Source organism: Paraglaciecola mesophila KMM 241 (genome assembly GCF_000315015.1).
Taxonomy (GTDB): domain Bacteria; phylum Pseudomonadota; class Gammaproteobacteria; order Enterobacterales; family Alteromonadaceae; genus Paraglaciecola; species Paraglaciecola mesophila.
The window spans coordinates 1-21,129 of sequence record NZ_BAEP01000007.1 but is presented as its reverse complement, the minus strand read 5'-3'; the positions used below and the strand labels follow the sequence as shown (position 1 = coordinate 21,129).

Here is a 21,129-nt window from a genome sequence, read left to right as displayed (position 1 = left end):
ACGAGATTTCCATTATGAACCTAAAATTTAATCACGCGCTGATGTTGGGAGCCACCTCCCTGAGCATGCTGTTAGCCGGCTGTAGCCAATCCACCTCAGATACCGAGGCGAAAACAACAACAAAAATAGCTGACAGCTCAGTCAGTGCAAACGCCATCGAAATTTGGCCCACTTTAGACATAGCGATTAAACGTGACGAGAAAATTGAACAGCGTGTCGCGGATATTCTCAGCACCATGACACTAGCGCAAAAAGTGGCGCAAACGATTCAACCTGAAATCCGTGACATTACCCTAGAAGACATGCGTACCTACGGGTTTGGCTCTTATCTTAATGGCGGCGGCGCATTCCCCAATGGTGACAAACACGCTAAACCCAGTGACTGGGTTGGCTTAGCAGAGAAAATGTATCAAGCATCTATTGATGACAGTATAGATGGCTCAACCATACCCACCATGTGGGGCACAGACGCAGTACATGGCCACAACAATGTTATTGGCGCAACACTCTTCCCCCACAACATAGGTTTGGGCGCGACTCATAACCCTGAACTCATTGAAGACATTGCCAAAGCCACCGCTGAAGAAGTACTCGCCACAGGCATCGATTGGATTTTCGCGCCCACGGTCGCCACGGTACGTGACGACCGCTGGGGCAGAACATACGAAGGCTATTCTGAAGATCCAGAAATCGTCAGAGACTACTCGGCCTCTATCGTAAAAGGCTTGCAAGGCAGCGCAAACAAAAACTTCCTTGGCGATCGTCAAGTTATCTCTACCGTTAAACATTTTATAGGCGATGGCGGTACGGTGGGTGGTGACGATCAAGGCAACAACATCGCTGATGAACAAACCCTGTTCGATATTCACGCCCAAGGCTACGTGGGTGGTTTAACCGCTGGCGCGCAAACCGTAATGGCATCGTTTAATAGCTGGAATGGCGATAAGGTTCACGGTAATCGTTACCTACTGACCTCTGTTCTAAAAGAACGCATGGGCTTTGATGGCTTCGTGGTGGGTGACTGGAACGGTCATGGCCAAATTCCTGGTTGCAGTAACGAGAGTTGCCCTCAGGCAATGAATGCCGGCCTTGACGTATACATGGTGCCAACAGGCGCATGGAAACCATTACTGGAAAACACCATCGCTCAGGTAAAATCAGGGGAGATCAGCCAAGCTCGTCTCGACGATGCTGTCACTCGCATTTTACGGGTTAAGCTTCGCGCTGGCTTGTTCGATAAACCTGCTCCAGCGGAACGGGTTTTATCAGGCAATAAAGACATCATCGGCTCACCTGAACATCGAGCCGTTGCCCGTCAAGCTGTGCGTGAGTCACTTGTGTTACTGAAGAACCACCAGCAACTTTTACCTCTTTCTCCTAATGCCAATGTGCTGGTAGCAGGTGGCGGTGCGGACAATATCGGTCAACAATCAGGCGGCTGGAGCATTACATGGCAAGGCACCGGCAACACCAACCAAGATTTCCCAGGTGGTACCTCAATTTATCAAGGCATTGAGCAAGCTGTTACTCAAGCAAATGGTAACGCCGAGCTTGCAGTTGATGGTAAATTCACTCAGCAACCTGATGTGGCGATAGTGGTATTTGGCGAACAGCCTTATGCAGAAGGCAATGGCGACCTAGACAACCTAGAGTTTCAACGTGGCAATAAAACAGATTTAGCCTTACTTAAATCACTGAAAGACCAAGGTATACCTGTAGTTTCGGTGTTTTTAACGGGTCGTCCTTTGTGGGTTAATCCTGAATTGAATGCCTCTGATGCGTTCGTGGTTGCTTGGTTGCCTGGTACAGAAGGCGCTGGTGTCGCAGATGTATTATTCACTTCAGCGAACGGCGACATCCAGCATGACTTCAAAGGTCAGCTGTCTTTCTCATGGCCGAATAGCCCCACTCAAACCAACATCAATCGTTTCGATAAAGACGATACGCCATTATTACCCTACGGATTCGGCTTGCATTATGGTGAAAAAAGCACCTTGGATATGGCACTTTCTGAGCAAGTTGCAAACGAGAATGCCCAAGCTTTAACACCTCTTGCGATATACGATAGAAGTGTTCAAGCCCCATGGAAAATGGCGCTAGTGACCACAGAAAAAAGTGCAACGGTCGCCAGTAGCATGCTGGAAAATGGTGGACTTAAATTCAGAACCATCGATCGTCGCGTTCAAGAAGATGCATTCAAAATAGACTGGTTACAGCCAAATGCCGGTCAGGTGCGCATCTATCATGACTTTCTACAAGATCTGCGTAGCTACACTGAAGCAAGCAGTGTAATGCAGTTTGATTACACATTAAATTCGGCCATCAGCGCCCCTGTTTGGTTACAAATTAACTGCGGTGAAACATGCGCTAGTGACATAGATTTAAGCGCACACCTAAAACAGACACAAACGTGGCAAACCCTGAGCGTTGATTTAGCGTGTTTTGCGCAAAGTGCAACAGACTTTTCCAAGATTGGAATCCCCTTTGCGCTCAGCTCAGAAGGCCCGTTGAGTCTTTCCCTATCTGACATTCGCATTGTGCCGAATGCTGCGAATAAGGCTGATATCAGCTGCCCTGCTGAATAACGGGTTAGCGACATGTAGTCATTATCTCCGCCTATGCCTTTCGCTTCGGATCTCACACCTTACTTTGTTAAGGGTGAGATTCGTTACTGGCATGTTACGGGAAATATTCCACTTAAAAATCTAAATAGTAATTATTAATCAGAAGCTTATATTGATTATTGAGTAACAGTATCTATAAACACCTGTGATGACTTCAGGCATTTTTGAATAGATATCACGTTTGATGTTAATTATTTGTTGATCTGGATTAACAAATAACTTAACCTAAATGAAAGCGCTTACATAAGTGCATTTTTTAAAATCAAGAATGAAAGCGCTTACAACCAACTCGTTCATCGACAACCGGGAACACACATGAAAGCTAAAACATTTTATAAAACACGACTCGCGACCAGCATATCAGTGCTGTTGGGTGCATCTATGCTAGCACCTGCTGTTGCTCAAGAAGCGAGCGAAAACGACGTCGAAGTGATTAACGTCACGGGTATACGTGGCAGCATGATCAAGTCTTTAGACGTTAAACGCTCATCAACAGGTATTGTTGATGCGATCAACGCCGAAGATATTGGTAAGTTCCCGGACAGTAACCTAGCGGAGTCGTTACAACGTATCTCTGGTGTGGCGATCGACCGTAACAATGGCGAAGGTAGCCAGGTAACGGTGCGCGGCTTTGGCCCGACCCGTAACCTAGTGACATTAAATGGTCGCCAACTGCCGACCACCACAGGTGAGCGTTCATTTGATTTCGCTAACTTAGCGGCAGAAAGTGTAAGCGGCGTTGAGGTATACAAAACCTCTCAAGCACATGTGCCCACTGGTGGTATCGGTGCAACGATTAACATCACCACGCTGCGCCCACTCAATAACCCAGGTATGCATGCCACCATCAGTGCTCAGGCACTTGACGACACCTCGACGCAAAGTGGCTCTGTTACGCCAGAATTATCTGGCTTGTATTCAAATACATCTGACGATGGCAAATTTGGCGTCGCTATTTCAGCCAGCTATTCTGAGCGTGAAAGTGGCAGCCAAAAAGCCAGTGTTGGAACAGGCTGGCGTAGCTTCCCTGGTATTGCTGATAATGACTGGTCAGGCAGCAATGCGGCATGGGGCGGCGTAGCGAAAGACGATACCCAAACAAATCGCCCGGGTGATGATGATATTTACTCAGTACCACAAACGACTATTTATCAGTTTGAAGAACAGCAACGTACAAGAACTAACGCGCAGTTAGTTTTACAATACAGTCCTGTTGAAGAATTTACTGCTACCGTTGATTACACGTACGTAAACCGTGACGTTGATACCCAGTGGAACAACGTATCTGCTTGGTATGGTTTCGGCGCATCTGAAAACGTATGGTCTGACGGCCCTATCGCGTCACCTCTTTTATACTCAGAAACCTATGCCACGCCAACTGACCTTTCAATGGGTGCGTCTGACGCTGGCACGCGAGACAGAACAGATTCAATCGGTGTCAATCTAGATTGGCAAGTCAACGACAGCCTAAGCCTAGAGTTGGACTACCACAACTCAGAAGCTAAAAACACGCCAAACAACCCACTTGGTTCTAGCAACCAGTTGGCCATGGCTGGCTTTGTACGTACTTCTGCAGCAACAGATTTTACCGGTGATTACCCAGTATTAGCAGTAGGCGGCGGCAACGCGATACAACCGTCTGACATGATTGTCACCGGCAGCGTATTTACCAATGAGCGCAACACAGCTGAAATCGAACAAACCCAACTTCGCGGTGAATATGTGTTCGATAACGGCGGCAGTATCGATTTCGGTGTGTCGTTAACCGACGCCAGCAATCATAGCCAAGAAGTTAACGTTCAACGTAATAACTGGGGCGGTGAAGGGACTGCAGGCCAATTTGACGATGCGTTATTTCCTCGTGAAACTATTCACGACAAGTTTGATGACGTAGACGGCGGCAACTTTAACGACTTCGGCCCTGAAAACTACGATATTTTAAACACCTACTTTGCCTTTGACTTTGAAGGTATTCGTTCAGCTGCTGAAGCGTTGTTCACCCCGACTTCATTTGCAGATGGCACCTTGGTTGGCGATTGCGGCTCGTTATTCTGCCCATCTAGTAACTATGCAGCAGCGACGGACCAGTTAACCGAAGAAGAAATGACCGCTGTCTATCTTCAATATAACTACCAAGGTGAAATTGGCGATATGCCATACGATGTTCACGTTGGTCTGCGTTACGAAGAAACGGATATTACCGCCACCTCTGCTGTGCCAGAATACAACGGCTCACGCTGGGAAGGCACAACAGAAGTCACCCTTCTGGCCAGCGGCATTCAAGAATTTCAAACCCGAACAGGCAGTTATACGCATACCCTACCTAGCATTAACTTCAATATTGAAGTGGTAGAAGATGTCATGCTGCGTGCGGCATACAGCGAAACCATTGGTCGCCCAAGTTATGGTGACATGATTGGCGGGCAAACGTTGAACCAAGGCGCACGTATTACTGGCGGCACAGGTAATACCGGTGACCCAGGCTTGAAGCCACTTGAGTCAAATAACATCGATTTATCCGCCGAGTGGTATTACGCAGAAGGCAGCTATGCATCAGTGGGTTACTTCACCAAAGACGTGACTAACTTTATTTCTACTGCACCGATTTCAACTACGTTTGACATCGTCAATCCTGCGGATGGCCCGTATCAAACTGAAGCACTAGCAGCAGTAGGCAACGACGGCTTAGCCCAGCGTGAATACATCTTTGCCACTTACGGTGCAACTGATCCTAATGTGTTCAAAGATGACAGTGGCAACATTATCATTGTTGGCAACCCAGACACTGACGCAGCAATGAATTTCGATATATTCACCCCAGTGAATGATTCAGAAGAGCGTACCTTTGATGGCTGGGAATTTACGCTGCAACACCTAATTGGTGACACAGGTTTCGGTTTGTTCACTAACTACACATTAGTGAATACCGAGAATGAATATGATAATTTCATTATTGGTGACCAAGTAGCCGAGCAAGGGATCAGTGATACCGCTAACTTTGTGGCCTTCTACGAAGCGAATGGTTTCTCAGCGCGGATTGCATACAACTGGCGTGATAAGTTCTATGTATCTGGCTTTCAAGGGGATGTGGGTCCAGCACCTGTTTACACTGAAGAGTATAGCCAAATCGATTTCAATATCGGTTATGACGTACCTCAAATAAAAGGGTTAAACGTCTTTATTCAAGGTATCAATATTACCAATGAATACAGCCGTAACTCTGGGCGTACTCAGATTGACGTGCTAGATGTTACCCAAACCGGTGCTCGGTACAGCGTGGGTGCACGTTATACCTTCTAATCGTTAGACATTTGCCCGGTATATTGTCTTACATAAAAGGTATATAACGTACACAACGAATAAAGGCCGCTTGGATGCATCTTGCTAAAAGCGGCCTCTGTGTTTTCAATAATCGAGGTTTAACATGGCCAATAACGTATTACTAAACAGTATTGAGCATCAAAATATAAAGGTTATCACTGAACGTTCAGCCGATTATGGTGACAGTGTGTGGTACGCCCTTACCTTTCCCAGTGAATTCAAAAGTTTGCAAACTTACTACCCTATCTTTTTTAATAAAGATGCAAGCACAGGAGCGTTTTTCCCAGTAGCCTTGTTTGGTTTTGAACAACAGGAAAACCTCTTTCTACAAGATGGCAAGTGGGATGCGGCTTATATTCCATTAACAGTTGCTCGTCAGCCGTTTCTTATAGGTAATCAAACCTTTGTAGAAGAAGGACAAGAGAAAACTCAGCGCGTATTGCATATCGACTTAGACAACCCAAGGGTCAACACTGAGCACGGAGAAGCCTTGTTTTTAGAATACGGTGGTAACACTCCTTATTTAGATAGTGTTGCCAATATGCTTGAGGTCATTCACCACGGTGTAAACGACTCCAAGGATTTTATCGATGCATTATTAGCTCACGATCTCCTTGAGTCCTTCACCCTTGAAGTGGGATTAAATGACGGCTCTAGTCATCAAATGATAGGCTTTTACACCATTAACGAAGATAAGCTAAGCGAACTCTGTGCAGACGCCCTAAGTAAGCTGCATGCAAAAGGTTACTTGCAGGCGATTTATATGCAAATTGCATCTCATGGCAATATACGCCATCTATTGAATCGCAAAAATGCCAAACAAAACGCAACTTAAGGCGCTAAACACATCAGTATATTAGCGAACATGGGTCAGTTTGTATGAGTCAACAAGCAAGCATTAAAGAGATCGCCAATTGCCATCCGGGCGATATTCCTGATTTTGTTTTTAGCTCGAGCGAACCTCTCGTACTGCGCGACTTTGCAGCCGATTGGCCGGTGGTAAAAGAAGCCCAAAAATCCAGTAAACACGCCGCCGATTACTTGCGAGGGTTATATCGAGGCAACCCCGTATTTGCCTGTTATGGCCCACCGGAGAATAACGGCCGCGTATTTTACAATGAACAAATGAATGGCTTTAACTTTCAGGGCTCAAAAGTCGATTTAAACTTAGTGCTGGACAAGTTATTCGAACAAGCAGCCCAGCAAAATCCGCCAACCTTGTATGTTAGCTCCACTGAAATAAACAGTGTGTTACCGCAGTTCAACCGCTTAAATAATGCAGGCTTAGACTCGCTTAATCCGCTGACTAGCATCTGGTTAGGCAACCAAACCAGGATCGCTGCCCATTATGATTTTCCCCATAATCTAGCGTGCTGCATTGCAGGACGCAGACGCTTTACGTTATTCCCGCCAGAGCAGGTGGCAAATCTGTACGTTGGCCCAATGGAGTTATCCCCAGGCGGGCAAGACATCAGCTTAGTGGATATAGACAACCCTAATTTTGATACCTATCCCAAATTTAAGCAGGCTCTTGATGCATCCCTCACAACGGAACTCGCCCCTGGAGATGCATTATTTATCCCCAGTATGTGGTGGCACCATGTGGCAGGGCTTGAAGATTTTAACGCCCTTATCACCCATTGGTGGCGAGACACCCCAGCCTATTTGGGGCGCCCTGAAGCCGCCCTAGAATTAGCCATATTGAGTTTACGCAGCCTGCCAGATGCACAACGAAAAGCGTGGCAGAGCTTGTTCGAGCATTACGTGTTCGAGCCTGACTTACAAAAAGATGCCCATATACCAGCAGATGCCAAAGGAATGCTGACCCTGCCGCTAGACTTGCCCAATGCTAAAAAAATCCGCGCAGGTTTGCTGAATAAATTAAAAGTATAAACTGAGCGATGCGTCGCACAAACAGGATAAACAAATGGATAAACAACCGATTAAACGTGTCGTCATCTCTGGCGGTGGCACTGCAGGCTGGATGGCCGCGGCCGCCTTTTCTAAGTTATTGGGCAAGAATTTAACAGTTTCCCTGATTGAGTCTGACGACATCCCTACTGTGGGGGTCGGTGAAGCGACTATACCTACTCTGCATATTTTTCATCGCTTACTTGGCATAAACGAACAAGAGTTTATGGCGGCCACCAATGCCACGTTCAAATTGGGAATAAAATTTGAAAACTGGAAAGCCCAAGGCGAAGACTACATTCACTCATTTGGTTTTCTAGGCCAAGGGTGTTGGGCCGCAGGTTTTCAACATTTTTGGCTTAAGGGCAAACAAAAAGGCTTGGTCACGCAAATTGGCGATTATGTGCCAGAGCATCTAGCCTGCCGTGAGGGCCGATTTGCAGTCTTAGCCAATCAAGAACAGAACCACGCGTATCATTTAGATGCAGGATTATACGCACAGTTTCTACGAAAAATGGCCGAGCAGCATGGCTGTAAGCGTATCGAAGGTAACATTCAAGCGGTTAACCTAAATGAAGAGTCAGGCGATATAAGTTCGCTGTCGCTCGCCTCTGGTGAGTTAGTAGAAGGTGATTTATTTATCGACTGTACGGGTTTTCGCGCCCTTTTGATTGAGCAGGCCTTGCACACTGGCTTTGAAGATTGGAGCCATTGGTTACCGTGCGACAGCGCAGTAGCAGTACAAACAACCGCCAAGCCAAATCCTGTACCTTATACACGCTCAATCGCTCGAGATGCTGGTTGGCAATGGCGCATACCGCTACAGAATCGCACAGGCAATGGATTAGTGTTTTGCAGTAAATACATGAGCGATGAGCAAGCCAAAGCGGCGTTATTAGCCAATGTTGAAGGGGAAACCCTGAATGAGCCTAGGGTTATAAAATATAAAACCGGTACGCGGCGTAAACATTGGAACAAAAACTGTATTGCAGTGGGCTTATCTTCAGGCTTTATTGAACCGTTGGAATCCACCGGTATTCATCTTTTTCAGCGCGCCATTGTACGCTTGATGCTTATGTTTCCCTCAAACGGAATAGAACAAGCAGATGTGGATGAATTTAACACCCAAAGCCGCGCCGATGTGGAAGATATTAAAGACTTTATTATTTTGCATTACCATCAAACAGAGCGCACAGACACGCCGTTTTGGCGATACTGTAAAAGCATGCCCATCCCAGACACCTTAACTCACCGCATGGAGTTGTTTGCAGGCACCGGGAAAGTCTTTAAAAAAGCCGAAGAGTTATTTGGTGAAACATCATGGATACAAGTTATGCTCGGCCAAGGTATTATGCCCAAACAATATCACCCCATAGTAGACATGATGAGCGACGACGAATTACAACGCTTTTTGGAGAACATTAAAAATAATGTGAAGCGCAAAGTGTCGAACTGGCCTGACGTTAACGACTTTATCCGTCACTATTGCCAAACTAAAATAGCCAACTAATGTCACTCCCCTTAGGGATCAATCCGAACAAAGTGTTAAGCATCAAGCTCGTGGGCGCAGAGCAAACCCCCGTCATCGTTATTGATGATGTATTGCTAAGACCAGAATTGATCGAAACTGATGCGTGTAGCAACAATGGCTTTACTCGCGACGAGAAGGGCTTCTACCCTGGCGCTCGCAGCAGTATGCCAAAAGATTACATCATTGAAATTTTACGAGCTACTTATCAACAGATAGCGCAGGTGTATAAGGTTCCAACGGCGTTGCAACTCAAACCCCAAGCTGGTTATTACTCGTTAGTCACCAAAGCTGAAAGCGCGCTGTCTACCTTACAGCGCATTCCGCACTTTGATGCGGTACAGCCTCATTATTTTGCTTTGCTGCTTTACGTTAACCCAAGAGCTCATGGGGGGACCGGCTTTTTCAGAGATAACACAACACAGTTCGAACGCATAACTAGGGAAAAAGAGCAGTACTACCTCGACTCTGCAGCGCACTACATTAACCATGTAGCATCACCCCAAGCCGGCTATATTTGTGATTCTACGCAACAATTTACTCTAACCGAGCACGTTGATTATCGCCCTAATCGCTTGGTCATTTACCCAGGTAACTTATTGCACTCAGGTTTGATTAACCCACAAACTGACATTAGCCTCGACCCAAAGAATGGGCGATTAACCGCTAATATCTTTATTAATTTTAAGTAACGCGCAGCTGCCTTTATGCTATGTCTAGCAAAATTGGATAGTGATCTGAAAACTGGCGCGTCTCTGGCGTTTTAAGCACGCTTGCGCTGATACTACTGATGTTAGCGCTATGCTCTGCTGTGCGCTTTAAGTCAAATGATGTCCACATTCGATCCAATCTAAACAGTGGCCAAGCAACTGGGAAGGTGGCTCGTACGGGATTCTCATTCAGCACTTGGTGAATATCTTTGAACGCCTTAGTCATAAATTGCCATTCGTTAAAGTCTCCCCCTAATACAATGGGTATTTGCGAGCCCGCCATCTTTTCCCGTAAATATTCAGCTAGTAAGGCAAACTGCTTGCGTCTCTCTTGTTTTTTCAGCCCTTTGTGGGTATTTATGACTCTGAGGGGGCCTAAACTAGTGTCTAGTACCACCTCTTGAATATTGCGCGGTTGAAACCCGCTTTGACTCACATCTAAGGTTCTTTTAGATAACACCGGATAACGGCTCAGGACAGCATTACCATACCAACCACTTGCTTCTTGCAATGCGGGGGACGCGATAAGCTGTGCAAAATGCCCTGAGCATAACTGTTCAACATCATCCTCGATGCTGCGCTCGGGCGACCGGGTGTCCATTTCTTGAATTAAGGCAACATCCACATTCTGACTCGCCAAAAACTGCCCAATACGTGCGTAGCATTGCACCTTATCAACCCCAACGCCGCTATGAATATTGTAAGTCACAATTCGCATAAATTTTAACTCGCGTCTGCTTTCTTCAATTGATACATGCGCGCTAACTTTTGACATACGTAAATCATAAGCGCCCAAAAGGCGATGCCTGCTACCAAATAACCTATGGTTTCAGGAGAAGGATTTGTAAAAATTTTACCCAATGAATCCCCTACCAAACCTTTCGCAATCATAGGAGGAAACATGCCTAGGAATGTGCCTGCTAAAAATTGCACCAGCCCAATAGATGAAATACCTGCAACCAGATTTACCAAGCTAAATGGCGCGATAGGAATCAGCCTGATAACAGCCACACCCACTACACCGCTGTCTTTAAATTTATCATCTACGGCTTGCACTTTAGCACCGCCCATCTTGCGCAGCCCTTTGATACCCATAAGATGGCCCAAACCAAACAGTGTTGCAGAGCTGAGCAAGGCACCGAGCATGCCATAAACTGGGCCCCATATTGGCCCGTAAACTGCCGCCACCGCTAAAGACAAGACAGTCACGGGGAAGAAAACCAACCCAGCAATAATATAGATGACACAAATGGTAGGAATGACCCACATCGTACCTCTCGTGTCCTGTAAAAACTGCTCTAAGTTGTCAGCTGTTAGCCAAGGGATGGAGTGGCCAGCCCAAAAAATCAACCCGCCTAGAACGAGTATCAGCAAAGCAATCATCATGAACACAATGGTTTTCTGTTTTGGGTTGCCTACTCCAACCACTTTGCCATTAGACATTTGTATTGGCGCAATCAATGGTTTTTCGGGATCTGATAACGAGCTAAAAACGGGTTGCCACGCTTTGTTGGTGAATTGATCATCGCGCACTTCAGCGAGTTGATACCCATGGGGTGCTTGGTCAGTTATAAGGTTATTCAATGGGTCTGGCGATTTAAATACCTGCTCCACTTGCTCAATAGTACGGCCCGTATGCTCGGCAAGTAAGTCATGACGAACACGTATAATATCTTGCTGGTTCTGGCTTGTATCACCAGCAAATACTAAATCAACTTCAGTATCAAGACTCATAGAGCGATTACTAATATTGGATGAGCCAATCACTAAATAGCGATCATCAATACTCATGACCTTTGAATGCACACGCTTTTGGATACTTTCACCTGCTTCATTAGTCAGCGTTGAGTACGTCACTTTAACGCGATTATCATCCACCCCGTTTTCTAAAATACGTTTGAAATCAATCCTGCTCGCCCAATAAGCTTCACTCTCGAACTTACCTTTTGGCTCATAGGAACTAACGATAATCACTTGTAATTCTGGGCATGCCTTTAAACGAGCATTAAGTGCCTCCGCTATTTCTTGGCGCGTGGTGAACTGATTTTCAATGAAGATGAAGCGTTCGGCTTGCGCGATAAGGTCGAGCAACATGCGTCTCACTTCTTGTACAGGTTCAACCCCATCCATAAACGGGATCGTGCGCGCCACAGCGCAGGGTAAATCCGCCATGGTAGGTGGGAAATTGTTCGGCCATGACGGAGGTACTCCGCTGCCTGTGCTTTTAACAGGCGAGAAGGGGATCGCTTTTTGCTCGTTTATCCTGTCCCAGCGCCACCTAACAAGCTGAGCGAAGCTTTCAACAATAGGCCCACTTGTGAGCACTTGCACGTCATGTAGTGGTCCATGGGGACCGTCAGGTCCCACTCGCTCAGGCTGATCAATAAGATGCTCTCGGGTGTCCCAGCGATTAGTCGATACATCCATACCTCCAGAAAACGCAATTTCATCATCAATAACGACTATCTTCTGGTGCTGGCTTCCCCCCATAGGGATGGTGCTGTCCAGAGTGGTTTTAACGTTGTCTGGGGTTTTGTTGTCCCACACTTCTTTGGCCCACATCTCTCGTTGGCTAAAAAACGCGAGGGATGAATCCCAGCGCAGTAAATAAATTTTGATGTTTTCGTTTTGCTCCGCCTTCCATTTTAATAGCTCACTTATCACTGAGGGGGCGCTGGCGTTTTTTTCCTCGTCGCCGCGCAATAAGCGAATACGGCTATCAATGTCCCACCCAACAATGAAAATGCTGCGCTTAGCATTGCAAATCGCTTTGTGTAGAGCCCGATAGTAGTTAGCTCCATCAATTAAAGGGGTAGCATGAGTTGCTTGACTTGTTTGCCAGCAATTTTCATTTTCTTTAAATAAAGATGAAGCGTTATTAGACATAATGTTCCCTTTTAGTTTAATTCGCTCTAAATACCTGTGCGTACTCAAGCGAAATTGGACGGAGGTTTATAAGATTTACACATAGCGTGTGTACAAATTTTCACAGTCTAAAGAAGGCGACGTTAAGTAAGCTAGTGCACGTGCTGCCTAAGGTTGAGACTAGTTTTCACTGTCGTTTTAGACGCCTTCACCTCGTAAATTAATGGCTTACTAGGACAGTGAGCAAAATACACGCCAGCTGATGAAAACCATAGGGTTTGAAAAATTGACGAGCAAAAATATGAACTAAACGTGGAATTGAGCGGATTTACTGAAAAATAACCTATACAATGGTTAACGCAGGTTTTCTGCAAACAATATTTTAAACAAAGTAGAGTAGATTATGAGTCAAGGTACAGTTAAGTGGTTTAATGCGGATAAAGGTTTCGGTTTCATTACTCCAGAAGACGGTGGAAAAGATTTATTTGTTCATCACTCAGAAATTAAAAGCGGTGGTGGATATGCAACTTTGAACGACGGCCAAGCGGTTGAGTTTGAAGTTGGTCAGAGCCCTAAAGGCCCATGTGCGAACAACGTAGTTCCTGTTTAATTACAGACTTACGCTAGTAATCGCCTAAGACGAGCCGCATAGCGGCTCGTTTCATTTTAGGCGTATAAAAGTTCTAACCTGCCATTATCAATAACTATAGCGCAGCAATCGCCGCATCATAGTCAGGCTCATCAGCCGTTTCAGTTACTTGCTCGGTATAAATAACCTTACCGTTTTCATCAAGTACCACCACGCTACGTGACAACAAACCTGTTAACGGTCCATCAACGAATTCAACACCATAATCGGTACCAAAATTACTCCTGAAACTTGAACCTGTAGCAACGTTTTCAATCCCTTCAGCACCGCAGAAACGCGCAGCCGCAAAAGGTAAATCCGCAGAGACACATAACACTTTGGTGTTTTCTAACTTGCTCACTTGCTCATTGAATTTACGAACAGACATGGCACAAGTTGGGGTATCGACTGAGGGGAAGATATTCAGAACTAAACGTGAGCCCTTATAATCAGCTAGGGTCGTTTCAGATAGATCTGTTTTCACTAAACGAAAATCAGCCGCACTTTCACCAACACTTGGTAAAGCGCCGACGGTATTAAATGGGTTGCCTTTTAAAGTCACTGTGCTCATATGTTCTCCAACTTTGATTGATAGTTTGTGTTCTGAGGATACTAAAATGGGGGACGAAAGAAAGAAAACAATAGCGAGGTCTTATAATTACTTTTACCTCGCTGAATAAAGAGCTAGGGCAAAATGTCAGGGAAAATATCAGGAGCATGCTTTGCGCCACTCATCCCGATTGCCATACGGGCAGGCTAGCGCTGAGCGTTAATGCCTTTAACCATGCCGCAGCCCACTTTTGACGCTAAGGCCTAGCATCATTTTCAGTCAAACATATGGCTATGTGTATACGTTAGCGTTTCTGGGCGCTCAGTTTGCGGTGCTCGGCAAACAAATAGGCTACCTTGCTAAGGTAACGAAGCGATAGGGATGCGGGTTTTTCTCATCAGGGTCGTTAGATTCACTTTCAATCTCTTGCCATGCACCATCCGAGTAGTTTGGAAAGTAAGTGTCCCCCGGGGTATCTAAGTCAATAAAGGTCAAATATAAACGATTAGCGTGGGGCAAAAAATGCTGATAGACCGTTCCCCCGCCAATGACCATCACTTCTTGCTCGAGCTCTGGCATTCCTTCGTTTTGCATATGTGAGGTGGCTACAGCAATGGCTTGCTCACAGCTATGTACAATGCTCGCATCTACCAGCTGATAGTTCTGATCGCTTGTGATAACAATATTAAGGCGACCGGGTAAAGCCCTGCCAATTGATTCGTAGGTTTTTCGTCCCATCACAATTGGCTTGCCTAAGGTGACACGTTTAAAGTGTTTTAGGTCCGCAGGCATATGCCAAGGCATTTGATTATTAAGACCAATGACTCGTTGGTTTGCCATTGCAGCAACCATAGCTATCTTTGCCATGCTAGAACACCTTACTTTGAACTACATTACTTGCTAACCACACGGCAAACCTAGGTTAGCTGAGCGCCGTTTGGCAGAGCACTTCCTCGCTGGGCACTCTCTAAAGAGCACTCCCAGCTAACCCTTATGTGGCTTACTTTTGGTAAATCACTTCGAAATCGTCGTCACCGTCGAAGTCATCATCATCGTCGTCATCAAAATCATCGTCGTCTTCGTAATTTTCCACTGTCTCTTTATGGTAAGTATCCCATTTAAAGCCAACTTCTTCATCGTCAGATTCTTCGATAGCGTCTTCCGGCAAGCTTTCAATAAAGTCCATTACCTTGATGCATAACTCTTTGGTGTTCTTGCCCTGCACTGCGGAAATACTGTGGTATTCACCTTCCCAGTTCATAGCATCCGCGATTTTTTTACACAGGTCTTGCGCTTCGTCTTCAAACATCAAGTCGACTTTATTGAACACCAACCAACGTGGTTTGCCGGCCAATTTGGGACTGTATTTTTCTAACTCAGTCACTATCGCTTTGGCGTTATCCACTGGGTCTGACCCATCAGCAGGCATCAAGTCAATAAGGTGTAACAACACTCGGCAGCGCTCAAGATGTTTAAGGAATTGGATCCCTAAACCTGCTCCTTCTGACGCACCTTCGATCAAACCAGGAATATCGGCAATCACGAAACTACTCATGGCATCTAAACGCACAACACCTAAATTAGGCACGAGTGTGGTAAACGGATAATCCGCTACTTTTGGCTTGGCGGCAGAAACGCTACGGATAAACGTAGACTTACCAGCATTTGGCATGCCCAGCAAACCTACATCAGCCAATAACATAAGCTCTAGTTTAAGCATACGTACATCGCCCGGTGTACCTAATGTTTTTTGCCGTGGGGCGCGGTTAGTACTGGTTTTAAAGCGTGCATTGCCTAAACCGTGATAACCGCCTTGCGCTGCTTTTAGGCGCTGACCATGTTTGGTCAAATCACCCAATAGCTCACCTGTTTCGGTATCCGTTGCGCGAGTACCTACAGGCACTTTGACTTCCAAGTCTGCTCCTTTGCGACCAGTACAATCAGCGCTTTGACCATTCTTACCGCGTTCAGCACGATGAAATCTCTCAAAGCGATAGTCGATAAGTGTGTTTAGGTTTTCATCCGCAACTAAGTAGACGCTTCCACCGTCACCACCATCGCCGCCATCCGGGCCGCCATCAGGAACATATTTCTCTCGGCGAAAACTAACCGTACCGGCTCCGCCATCACCCGCTTCTACGCGGATCTCAGCTTCATCTACAAATTTCATCGTTAACTCAACTTTCAGGTAAAGAGTATAAAGAGTTTATACTACTTCGCAGTTGCTGCGGCGTCACACCGCAACTGTGCTTATTTGTCTTATTCAAGCAAAATGATAAATAAGACGTCTCAAACAAAAAACCCCGCACAAGCGGGGTCTTTAAAACTATGTAAGATTGCTAATTATTCAGCAACGATACTTACAAATTTACGGTTTTTAGGACCTTTAACTTCGAATTGAACTTTACCGTCTGATAAAGCAAACAAAGTGTGATCTTTGCCGATACCCATATTGTTACCAGCGTGGAAACGAGTACCACGTTGACGAACAATAATGTTACCAGCTAAAACTGACTCGCCGCCGTAACGTTTAACACCTAAACGTTTACTTTCTGAGTCGCGACCGTTATTAGTACTACCACCAGCCTTTTTATGTGCCATTAGTTCGAACTCCTATTAAGCGCTTATACCAGTGATTTTCACTTCCGTGAACCACTGACGGTGACCCATTTGGGTACGTGAATGCTTGCGTCGACGAAACTTAACAATCTTAACTTTCTCGCCACGACCATGTGTTACTACTTCAGCAGTAACTTTTCCGCCACTTACAAAAGGCGTACCGATCTTAACGTCTTCACCATTGCTCACCATCAAGATATCACCGAATTCTACCGACTCACCTGGAGCCACTTCGATCTTCTCAAGACGAACGGTTTGGCCTTCAGCCACACGGTGTTGTTTGCCACCACTTTGGAAAACCGCGTACATAATTAACTCCGCTCTGCGCCTAATCTTAGCGCTATATATTCAAAAACAGGGCGCGAATTGTACGTGAACCGTCCAGTCGTCGCAAGTACCAAATTGAATTTATTTGTTCAAATATGCAGCAACACATATTTTACGCGACTTTGCGGGCAATTGTTACATAATGTCCGCTGGATACCCTGTGTAATTTCTGTAAAATCGCACGCTAATTAATACCTTATCGTCAGAGTTGAATTTTAAGTATGGATTTAGACCACATCCTTTTACTCGCTGAGCCAGATATGCTCGCGGTCAATCAACTGATCCAAAAGCAGGTGAATTCAGATGTCTCGCTGATCAATCAACTTGGCTTTTATATTGTTAATAGCGGCGGCAAACGACTTCGCCCGCTACTAACGGTCTTAGCTGCAAGAGCTTTGAATATTCAGACCGAGCAGCATCACACACTAGCCGCGATTATTGAGTTTATTCATACTGCGACATTACTACATGACGATGTAGTTGATGAATCAACCATGCGTAGGGGCCGCGAAACCGCCAATGAAGTGTTTGGTAATCAAGCCAGCGTGTTAGTCGGTGACTTCCTTTATACCCGTTCATTCCAAATGATGGTGACCCTAGACAGTATGCGCGTCATGCAAATATTGTCTGATGCGACCAATGTAATTGCTGAAGGTGAAGTGTTGCAGCTCATGAACTGTAATGACCCTGACACCACAGAAGAAAGTTACATGGAGGTTATCTATAGTAAAACGGCCCGTTTGTTCGAGGCTGCCACCTTGTTAGCTGGGGTACTGACTAAGCAAAGTGAAGCGATTGAAAACGCCATGCAAGACTATGGTAAGTATTTGGGCACCGCATTTCAGCTTGTTGATGACATCATGGACTACGCTTCTGACAGTGAAGAGATGGGCAAAAACATGGGTGATGATCTAGCAGAAGGTAAACCTACCCTCCCGCTTCTATACGCAATGTGGCATGGCAATGAACAGCAAACCGCCATAATCCGCGAGGCTATCGAAACAGGGAACGGCATGGATAACCTGGCACCGATTTTAGAGACGATGGAGCAAACAGGGGCATTAACTTACACCAAACAACAAGCCTTAAAGGCCTCCCAACAAGCCATTGACGCTTTATCCCCGATAGAAGAATCAGTCTACAAAGAAGCACTAATTGGCTTAGCCCATATTTCTGTTGAACGCGTAGCATAGAATTCACTGCTGCAAGTTAGATAGGCATTATATGCGTTATCGATGCCTTATCTATCGTATAAGATTTAAGTAGTCCCAAATAAATTTTATATTTCCTATGTAAAATTCGACCTCATCCTAAGCAGAAAATAGTTGAATATGTTGATTAACGACAATAACGTACAAAATTCAACCTACTGTCCAGTAAAATGTACAGCCTGCCTTTTTAGAATATTGTAACCGTATGTGGTTTGTTTTATATTCGCTTACAGTTCAACTCACTATTGAACTATAAGAAGCCACGAAAAGCGGCCTAAATAATAATATCTAAGGGATCATACATGTTCACTAAAACCGAATTGGCGAAGTCAATTAGACTCGCTGTATCAGTCGGTGCGCTATCTGCTGCATCGTTTTCAACAATGACCACAGCACAAGAAACACCCGCAACAGAATCCGAAGCGCTTGAAAAAATTTCAGTAACTGGATCTCGTATTGCCCGTGCTGAACTTTCATCGCCAGCCCCCGTCATTTCATTAAGCTCAGAAGAAATTTCACGCTTTGGAACACCAGATCTAGGCAGCATACTAGCCGAAATCCCCGCTATTGCAGCAGGCTCAAGCTTGATTGGTAATAATAATAGTAACGAAGATGCGGGTTTGAGTGCGCCAGATTTACGTTCATTAGGTCGTGACCGTACCCTAACTCTCGTTAACGGTATCCGTCATGTAGCGGGTGCACCGGGGTCATCGGCTATAGATACTGGCGCAATTCCATCTGCTTTGATCGATAAAGTTGAGATCATTACTGGTGGTGCGTCCGCTATTTACGGTTCAGACGCCGTATCAGGTGTTATTAACATTATACTGAAGGACGACTTCGACGGGTTCGAGTTTAATGCTGGTGTTGCAGATAGCACAGAAGGGGTTGGTACCAAGAGTCATAACTTCAATGTATTAGTCGGCTCTACGTCCGACGATGGCAAAGGAAACGTCACGTTTTTTGCCGGCAAGTCAGATATTCGCGAAGTATTACTAACTGACCTTCAGCAACACGATTACGCTGGTACCGTTATCAACCCAGATGATGGTGGCGAAGATGACGGCATTGCCGATAGATTCCGCGTTCCTTTCGTAGGTTCAGAGATGATCAACGACTTTGGTGTTATCAACCCATTTGGCGGCGGTCCTCGCATCACGTTTTCACCAGATGGTGTAGGTATGGATCAAGTAGAGCGTATTGAAACCAACAGCTTTGCTTTTGGTAACTTTGCCGAAGCCTACGATACGATTTTCTTCCCTGATAACTATGAAAATTACTCTCCGTCACAAGAAACACTCACTTTAGCATCTACATTCCGTTATGACTTTAACGACAATGTACGTATGTACGGTGACGTGAAGTACGTTGATAAAGATATTCGTCAACAATTTCAACCCGCTTTCAATTTCGGAGGCTTAAGCATTAATGTTGCTGATAACCCTTTCTTAGATTCCGCAACTAGACAGCGCCTTATTGACGGAGGTCAAGACACTACTGTTCCATTCTCTCGCTTCTTTGGTGATTTAGGTAACCGTTCTGCGGCAAACGACCGTGAATTGTTCCGTGTCGTTGTTGGTTTTGAAGGTGGATTCGAACTTGGCGAAACACTTTTCGACTACGACGTGTTTTACACCCATGGTGAAACCAAAAATACGCGTCGTACGCTAAACGATGTTATCGAAGCTAATGTAGATGCAGCACTCGATGCGGTTATCGACCCTGAAACTGGCTTAGCGGCATGTCGTAGCCAAGTACCTAGTGCACAAGGCGACGATTATGAAGATCCAGCTTCTGTCAATGGCGGAAATTGTGTCGCATTTAACCCATTCGGAACAGGAAACTTCAGCGCCGAAGCTGCAGACTTTATTTCTGGTGATGTTTTACGTGAAGACGAAATCACTCAAGACGTTTACGGTGCATCTTTATCATTCGATACAGGAGCATTTTTAGAACTTCCTGGTGGTGCCATCGGCGTGGCAGTTGGTTATGAATACCGCGAAGAAACATCAAGCACCATTACTGATGAATTCACTAAAGCAGGCTTCTACTCTTCTGCAGCGACCCCTGACTCATTTGGTGGTTTCGATGTTGAAGAGTACTTCATCGAAGTGAGTGCACCAATCATCACTGATGTATTCTTAATTGAAGAACTTACATTGGACGCGGCATATCGTACAGCTGATTACTCACATGCAGGAAACGCTGACGCGTGGCAAGTTGGCTTAGGCTGGGCACCTATCGAAGACTTGCGTTTCCGCGCAACAGTCAGTGAAGCAGTTCGTGCACCAAACGTAACAGAAGCATTTAGCCCTGTTTCACCTGGCTTCGCCCGCGTATCCGATCCGTGTGATGCAGATAACATCAACGAAGATCCAGATAGAGCAGCAAACTGTTTAGCATTGGGTATACCTGCTGGATTTGAAGCTAACGATAACGTGAGTGTCGATACACTTTCTGGTGGTAACACTGAGCTATTCTCTGAAACAGCTGAGTCACAAACCATTGGTTTTGTATGGACTCCAGCCTTCATCGAGAATTTCTCAATGACTGTCGATTACTACAACATCGAAATTTCTGACGCCATTAATTTGGTTGAAGCACAAGATGTTGCCGATAACTGTGTTGATGCAACGGGTGGGCCAGACGTTAACTTCTGTGGACAAATCGACCGTGACCCTACCACCAATGACATTGCATTGGTGCGTTCTGGTTATATTAACGCGGCAGGTTTCGACACAGACGGTATTGAAGCAAACATTCGTTATAGAACAGACTTAAGCCAGTTTGATTTACCTGGTGAAGTTAGAATCAATATCTCAGCCACTAAAGTTT

General features: G+C 45.5%; 16 protein-coding genes. 9 read left to right on the top strand and 7 right to left on the bottom strand.

Features of this window, described 5'->3' with window-relative positions; genetic code table 11:
• The first annotated feature begins 14 nt into the window (after positions 1-14).
• From GMES_RS02470 to GMES_RS02445, 6 genes are all read left to right on the top strand, one after another.
• A complete protein-coding gene (locus GMES_RS02470; protein WP_006990979.1) occupies positions 15-2,585 on the top strand; it encodes a glycoside hydrolase family 3 protein in 2,571 nt (856 codons plus the stop codon).
• A 354-nt stretch (positions 2,586-2,939) separates the two neighbouring features.
• Positions 2,940-5,924 carry a TonB-dependent receptor gene (locus GMES_RS02465; protein WP_006990978.1) on the top strand — a complete coding sequence of 995 codons (2,985 nt, stop codon included), beginning with the start codon at positions 2,940-2,942 and terminating at the stop codon, positions 5,922-5,924.
• A 124-nt stretch (positions 5,925-6,048) separates the two neighbouring features.
• The gene (locus GMES_RS02460; protein WP_006990977.1) at positions 6,049-6,780 is read left to right on the top strand and encodes a SapC family protein; all 732 of its coding nucleotides are present in this window, start codon (positions 6,049-6,051) and stop codon (positions 6,778-6,780) included.
• 44 nt (positions 6,781-6,824) lie between these two features.
• Positions 6,825-7,838, top strand: coding sequence for a cupin-like domain-containing protein (locus tag GMES_RS02455; RefSeq protein ID WP_006990976.1), 1,014 nt, complete (start codon positions 6,825-6,827; stop codon positions 7,836-7,838).
• Between the two features lie 34 nt (positions 7,839-7,872).
• Complete coding sequence (locus GMES_RS02450) at positions 7,873-9,366, top strand: tryptophan halogenase family protein (protein ID WP_006990975.1); 1,494 nt, start codon at positions 7,873-7,875, stop codon at positions 9,364-9,366.
• Positions 9,366-10,076 (top strand): DUF6445 family protein, encoded by a 711-nt coding sequence (locus GMES_RS02445; protein WP_006990974.1) that lies wholly within the window; start codon positions 9,366-9,368, stop codon positions 10,074-10,076. The genes GMES_RS02450 and GMES_RS02445 overlap by 1 nt, the downstream gene beginning before the upstream one ends.
• A gap of 13 nt (positions 10,077-10,089) precedes the next feature.
• On the opposite strand, the gene GMES_RS02440 is transcribed toward GMES_RS02445, so the two are convergent.
• Together GMES_RS02440 and GMES_RS02435 are read right to left on the bottom strand one after the other, a co-directional pair.
• Positions 10,090-10,812: an endonuclease/exonuclease/phosphatase family protein gene (locus GMES_RS02440; RefSeq protein ID WP_006990973.1), complete on the bottom strand. Its 723-nt coding sequence runs from the start codon at positions 10,810-10,812 to the stop codon at positions 10,090-10,092.
• Positions 10,813-10,817: 5 nt separating this feature from the next.
• Positions 10,818-12,980 (bottom strand): VTT domain-containing protein, encoded by a 2,163-nt coding sequence (locus tag GMES_RS02435; RefSeq protein WP_006990972.1) that lies wholly within the window; start codon positions 12,978-12,980, stop codon positions 10,818-10,820.
• Positions 12,981-13,362: 382 nt separating this feature from the next.
• Here GMES_RS02435 and GMES_RS02430 point away from each other — a divergent pair, with 382 nt between their 5' ends.
• Positions 13,363-13,569 carry a cold-shock protein gene (locus GMES_RS02430; protein WP_006990971.1) on the top strand — a complete coding sequence of 69 codons (207 nt, stop codon included), beginning with the start codon at positions 13,363-13,365 and terminating at the stop codon, positions 13,567-13,569.
• A 94-nt stretch (positions 13,570-13,663) separates the two neighbouring features.
• Here GMES_RS02430 and tpx read toward each other — a convergent pair whose 3' ends face one another.
• The 5 genes from tpx to rplU form a co-directional block, all read right to left on the bottom strand.
• Positions 13,664-14,158: a thiol peroxidase gene (tpx, locus tag GMES_RS02425; RefSeq protein WP_006990970.1), complete on the bottom strand. Its 495-nt coding sequence runs from the start codon at positions 14,156-14,158 to the stop codon at positions 13,664-13,666.
• Between the two features lie 330 nt (positions 14,159-14,488).
• Complete coding sequence (folA, locus tag GMES_RS02420) at positions 14,489-15,004, bottom strand: type 3 dihydrofolate reductase (protein ID WP_006990968.1); 516 nt, start codon at positions 15,002-15,004, stop codon at positions 14,489-14,491.
• 133 nt (positions 15,005-15,137) lie between these two features.
• On the bottom strand, positions 15,138-16,307 hold the full coding sequence (cgtA, locus tag GMES_RS02415; protein ID WP_006990967.1) for an Obg family GTPase CgtA: 1,170 nt from the start codon (positions 16,305-16,307) through the stop codon (positions 15,138-15,140).
• Positions 16,308-16,480: 173 nt separating this feature from the next.
• Positions 16,481-16,738, bottom strand: a complete 258-nt coding sequence (gene rpmA / locus GMES_RS02410) for a 50S ribosomal protein L27 (protein ID WP_006990966.1) — start codon at positions 16,736-16,738, stop codon at positions 16,481-16,483.
• Between the two features lie 15 nt (positions 16,739-16,753).
• Entirely contained in the window at positions 16,754-17,065 is a 312-nt protein-coding gene (rplU, locus tag GMES_RS02405; protein WP_006990965.1) for a 50S ribosomal protein L21, read from the bottom strand.
• 239 nt (positions 17,066-17,304) lie between these two features.
• Here rplU and ispB point away from each other — a divergent pair, with 239 nt between their 5' ends.
• Together ispB and GMES_RS02395 are read left to right on the top strand one after the other, a co-directional pair.
• On the top strand, positions 17,305-18,276 hold the full coding sequence (gene ispB / locus GMES_RS02400; RefSeq protein WP_006990964.1) for an octaprenyl diphosphate synthase: 972 nt from the start codon (positions 17,305-17,307) through the stop codon (positions 18,274-18,276).
• A gap of 320 nt (positions 18,277-18,596) precedes the next feature.
• A partial coding sequence (locus tag GMES_RS02395) for a TonB-dependent receptor domain-containing protein (RefSeq protein WP_039986337.1) occupies positions 18,597-21,129 on the top strand: 2,533 nt, incomplete at its 3' end.